Origin of the sequence: Streptomyces sp. NPDC059917, assembly GCF_042730635.1 — a bacterium.
GTDB lineage: Bacteria > Actinomycetota > Actinomycetes > Streptomycetales > Streptomycetaceae > Streptomyces.
On record NZ_JBHWLC010000170.1, the window covers coordinates 1 to 4,819 of the forward strand.

At 74.6% G+C, this 4,819-nt stretch carries 4 protein-coding genes; 1 reads left to right on the plus strand and 3 read right to left on the minus strand.

Translation table 11 applies throughout. The annotated features are described in order from the left end of the window. Positions 1-47: 47 nt before the first annotated feature. Positions 48-1,697, minus strand: a complete 1,650-nt coding sequence (locus tag ACFWAR_RS39135) for a peptidoglycan DD-metalloendopeptidase family protein (protein WP_385788428.1) — start codon at positions 1,695-1,697, stop codon at positions 48-50. A gap of 78 nt (positions 1,698-1,775) precedes the next feature. Continuing rightward, positions 1,776-2,582 (minus strand): esterase/lipase family protein, encoded by an 807-nt coding sequence (locus ACFWAR_RS39140; protein ID WP_385788429.1) that lies wholly within the window; start codon positions 2,580-2,582, stop codon positions 1,776-1,778. Between the two features lie 271 nt (positions 2,583-2,853). Between ACFWAR_RS39140 and ACFWAR_RS39145 the strand changes: the two genes are divergently transcribed. Next, a complete protein-coding gene (locus tag ACFWAR_RS39145; RefSeq protein WP_385788432.1) occupies positions 2,854-3,261 on the plus strand; it encodes a cobalamin B12-binding domain-containing protein in 408 nt (135 codons plus the stop codon). Positions 3,262-3,341: 80 nt separating this feature from the next. On the opposite strand, the gene ACFWAR_RS39150 is transcribed toward ACFWAR_RS39145, so the two are convergent. Continuing rightward, on the minus strand, positions 3,342-4,819 hold a 1,478-nt coding region (locus tag ACFWAR_RS39150), incomplete at its 5' end, for a DUF5691 domain-containing protein (RefSeq protein ID WP_385788435.1).

Consider the following 4,819-nt stretch of genomic DNA (forward strand, 5'->3'; position numbering starts at 1 on the left):
GGCCCGGGGAGTTCACCCCGGGCCCCGCCCCCTTCTCGTGCGTACGCCTAGTTCGGGTCGAGGCCGTGGCTGCGCAGCCACGCCTGCGGGTCGATCGGGGAGCCGCTGTCCGGCCGTACCTCGAAGTGCAGGTGCGGGCCGGTGGAGTTGCCGGAGTTGCCCGAGTAGGCGATGACGTCACCGGCCTTGACCTTGCCGGACCGGATCTTGGTGCTGCTGAGGTGGCAGTACCAGGTCTCGGTGCCGTCGGGCGAGACCACGATGGCCATGTTGCCGTAGGCGCTGTTCCACTGGGTGCGCACGGTGCCGTCGGTGGCCGCCATGACCGGCGTGCCGTAGGAGACCGGGAAGTCGATGCCGGTGTGCACGGACATCCACATGCCGCCGGCCTGTCCGAAGCCCGCGCTGAGGCCGTGCTGGTCGACCGGCAGGGAGAACTTGGGGCGGGCCGCTTCCTTGGCCGCCGCCTCCTCCGCGCGCTTCTTCTTCTCCAGGTCCTGCCGTTCCTTCAGGTCGATGCGCTCCTGGGTACGGCTGGCCCGGTCCGCGAAGTCGCCCGCGTCGGCGCTGAGTGCGGTGAGCTGGGTGTCGAGCTTGCTGTTCGCGGCGACCGGCTTGACGGACGCCGGGTCGGGCGCGGCCATCGTGGTCGTGTCGCCGGACGGCTTGTCACCGGAGGGCAACCCGCCGACCGCGGCGGCGGCCACGCCCGCGACCCCTATGACGCACACCGACGGGACGGCCACGGTCAGCAGCGCGGACCGCTTCGCCGGGGACCGGCGGCCGCCGTTCGCCTTGGCGGGGGCCCGGCGCGCGGAGCGCGGTACGGGCGGGGTCGTGGCCATGGTCTGGGTGGGGAGGTCGGCGTGGGCGGCCGCGGTCGGAACCTCGTCCTGCTCCGCCGCGGTGTCCTCGGCGGGCACGGCCTCGAAGACCGCGGTGGCCGGGCCGGACTCCGGTGCGGGCTCGTAGGCCTCGTATCCGCCGTCGTGGTGCGCGGCGTAGTCGCCCTCGTAGGCCGGGGCCGCGTAGCCGCCGGCGTCGTAGGCCGGGGTGAGCGTGGTGGCCTCGTACTCGTAGGAGTAGGAGTAGGCGGCCTCGGGCCGGAGCTGCTGCGGCAGTTCCTCCGGGACCACGGTGTTCCAGGCGGTGGCGTCGTAGGCGCCGGTCTCGGCGCCGGTCGTGCCGTAGCTGGGCATCGCCCAGTGGCCCGAGGCGTCGCCGGTGGTCGCGCCGACGGGGGCGGCGCCGCCGTCGTAGCCGAAGGAGGTCGGCTGGTACTCCGTGTTCCAGGCGCCCGCGTCCCACTGGCCGCTGACGTCGTCGGCGGCGCTCTGGGTGGGGATGCTGGAGAGGTAGCCGTCCTGGACGGGGGCGTTCCACGCGGTGGTGTCGTAGGCGCCGGTGTCGTAGGGAGCGGCGTAGGCCCCGTAGTCGTACCCCTGGCCCTGTGTGTCGAAGGACGGGTACGGCACCTCGCTGGCGAAGGTGGTGGTGGAGAGGCCGTCGTATCCGTTGTCCGGAAACTGGCCCGACGTGGTGCTGTCGTTCACCAACTTCTCTTTCGCCTCGGCGGTGGGGAGCCTGGGTGGCCGGGGGGTTCGTCGGCCCCGGAGGAGAGCAGTGGCGTGACTGTACCCGTCGGTTACTGGCAACGACAATCTTCTAGGGGTTCTCGAGTTTCCGGAACCGGGCATTCGGCCGTCTTTCGGTCGTGCGGAGACGGAGCCTTGGCCCTGGGTTCGAAATGCGTTCGACTGGGGGATGTTCGCCGTTCAGGCGACGGAGGCGGTTCCCGAGGCGGTCGGGGCGAGCCGTGACGGACCGTCGAGGGCCCGGTGGACGGCCGCGATGACGGCCGGATGCTTCGGGAGCGCGAGGTGTCCGATGCCGGTGACCTGCACGTTCTCCACCCGCAGGTCGGGATGGTCGAGCCGGGCCGTCTCCACCGGAACCATCAACTGGTCGAACTCGCTCCAGAAGGCGACGAACCGGGTCCGGCATCCGGGCGCGGCCGAGGCCAGTTCGGCCATCACCGAGGAGTCCGGGCGGATCTGCCGGATCACGGGGTGCGCGCCCGCGAACGGAGCCACCCGGGTGCCCGCGTGGGGAGTACCGAGAGTGACGAGGGTGCGCACCCGCGCGTCACCGCCGAGGCGCTGGACGTAGTACCGGGCGATGAGCCCGCCGAGGCTGTGCCCCACCAGGTCCACGCGCTGGGCCCCGGTGCGCCGGCACACCTCCTCGACGTGCTCGGCGAGCCGTCGGGCGGCCGCGCGCACATCGAGGGTCAGGGGCGAGTAGTTGTACGTCTCCACCCGGCGGCGGCCGCCCTTGGCGAGGGCGCGGCGCAGCAGGACGAAGACGGAGCGGTTGTCGGTGAAGCCGTGCAGCAGCAGCGCCGGTGGCCGGGCCCCCGGGCTCGCGCCCCCGGGCGCGCGGCCGGTCCGCTCCGGCCGTTCCGGGAGGATCCCGGTCGGGTAGAGCAGCAGGTGTCCGGCGAGGACGACGAGTTCGAGCGCGGCGGCGCGCAGCGCGGCACCGGACGCGGGTACGGACGTGAAGACGAATGGCAGCCCCATCGACGGCCTCCCCCTGGCGGCTTCCGGGTATGGCCGTCGGTGTTCCGGGCGCAGCTCCCGCGGTGCGCTGCGTGGCCGGCGGCGCGCCGCCACCGTGCCGTGCGGCTGACGGCGCGGTGGCGGGGCGTCCAGGCTCTCCCGGCGACCGACGGTGCGGACGTCCCGAGTGAATCAATGCTGTCCCACGTGTGATTTCCCCCTCCCGGTTGACCGCGAAACGGAGGTGTGCGCGATGCTGTACTTAACGTTCGTTCACTCGGGAGGCAGTGCGATGGGTGTGACCGGTCCGATCCGTGTGGTGGTGGCGAAGCCGGGTCTTGACGGCCACGACCGCGGTGCCAAGGTGATCGCGCGGGCGCTGCGGGACGCGGGCATGGAGGTCATCTACACCGGCCTCCACCAGACCCCCGAACAGATCGTGGACACCGCCATCCAGGAGGACGCCGACGCGATCGGCCTCTCGATCCTCTCCGGCGCCCACAACACGCTCTTCGCGCGGGTCCTGGAACTCCTGCGCGAGCGCGAGGCGGAGGACATCAAGGTCTTCGGCGGCGGGATCATCCCGGAGGACGACATCGGTCCGCTCAAGGAGAAGGGCGTGGCCGAGATCTTCACCCCGGGCGCCACGACCACCGCCATCGTCGACTGGGTCCGCGCGAACGTCCGCCAGGCGGCCTGAACCACCGCACCACCGCACCACCGCACCACCGCACCACCGCGTCCCCGCCCCGGCGGCCGGGCCCCCCGCACCGCCGCGGGTCAGACCGCCGGGGCGGGGGCCAGCTCCGCCAGCATCGCCGCGCGCAGGCGCAGGGTGGACACCAACCGCTGGAAGGCCTCGGCCCAGTACGCCTCGGCGCCCGGCGTGACCTCGGCGGCCGCCGATCCGCCGGGGGCGCTCGCCGCCCCGGACGCTCCGGCCGATTCCGCGACCAGCGCCACCGAGAGCAGGGACTCCAGCCGGTCGGCCGCCGCCGGGTCCAGGCAGCGCTCCGCGAGCCCCATCACCCCGCTGAAACTCCACGGGTAACTGCCCGCCAGCCGGGCCGAGTCCAGCGCGTCGACCACGGCGTCGCCCAGCTCGGCGGCCCACGGCACCACGCTCACCCCGAGCAACTGGAACGCCTCCGACAGCCCGTGGGCCCGGACGAACTCGGCCACCCACCCCGCCCGTTCCTCCTCGGGCAGGGTCTCCAGGAGCTTCGCCCGCTCGGCGAGCGAGGCGGTGGCCGGGCCCGCCGCGGGCGGCGCGGACGCCGAGCCGAGCAGGGCCTTCGCCCAGAGCGGGTCGCGCTGGCGGACCGCCGCCCGGCACCAGGCCGCGTGCAGTTCCTCCGCCCAGCCCTCGGCCACCGGCAGCGCCAGGATCGCCGCCGGGTCCAGGCCGGCGAACCGCTCCCGCCAGCACGACAGCGGAGCCGCCTCCACCAGCTGCCCCAGCCACCAGGCCCGCTCCCCGCGACCGGCCGGCGGGCGCTCGACCACGCCGTCCCGCTGCATCCCGGCATCGCAGGCGACCGGCGGGACCACGCCCTCCGGCCCCACGCAGGCCAGCGCCCGCTCCGCCATCCGGCCCGCCAGCGCGGACCCCACCAGCGCGGAGAGCAGCTCGGCCGCCGTCGCCCGGACATTGCGGCTCCGGTCGCCCAGGGCCTGCTCCAGGAAGGGCTCGTCGGCCTCCGACAGCCCCGAGCGCAGCGAATCGAGGAACATCAGCCGGTCCTCGGCGCGCTCGGTGGACCACGTGGTCGCCAGGAGCAGCGGCGCGGCCGCCGCCTCATGCGCCCGGACCGCCCCCAACAGCGCCACCCGCTCCGCGAACAGCCCCTCCTGCCACAGCCGTGCCACGGCCGCCCGATCGTCGGGAGCGGGCAGTTCGCCGCCCCCGGCCCCGCTGCGCAGCGCGAACCGCCACTCCGGATTGAGCCGGGCCAGCCACCGCCCGCGCGCCCCGGCGAGCGCCAGGGCCTGCGGGCGCAGATCCGTACGGGCCTTGGCCGCGTCCAGCAGCGCGGGCACCTGGGCGTCGGGCGCCCGGTAGCCGTGCCGCACGGCGGCGGCCAGCCACTGCGGCAGCAGTTCGGTCAGGTCCGGCGCCGATCCGCGCCGGCCGCCGCCCCCGCCCGTGCGCCCCGCCAGCAGCTGCGCGAGCCGCCGCCACGCGGCATCGGGCGGTGCGGGCCGCGGATCCCGTGCCGCGGGCTCGGGCCGCGGGCCCGCCTCGGCCGGCCGCAGCC

What these genes read in the sequence shown, in the direction of transcription:
- ACFWAR_RS39135 (WP_385788428.1), bottom strand. Translation starts at nt 1,697, where the DNA reads ATGCCCGGTTCCGGAAACTCGAGAACCCCTAGAAGATTGTCGTTGCCA.
- ACFWAR_RS39140 (WP_385788429.1), bottom strand. Translation starts at nt 2,582, where the DNA reads ATGGGGCTGCCATTCGTCTTCACGTCCGTACCCGCGTCCGGTGCCGCG.
- ACFWAR_RS39145 (WP_385788432.1), top strand. Translation starts at nt 2,854, where the DNA reads ATGGGTGTGACCGGTCCGATCCGTGTGGTGGTGGCGAAGCCGGGTCTT.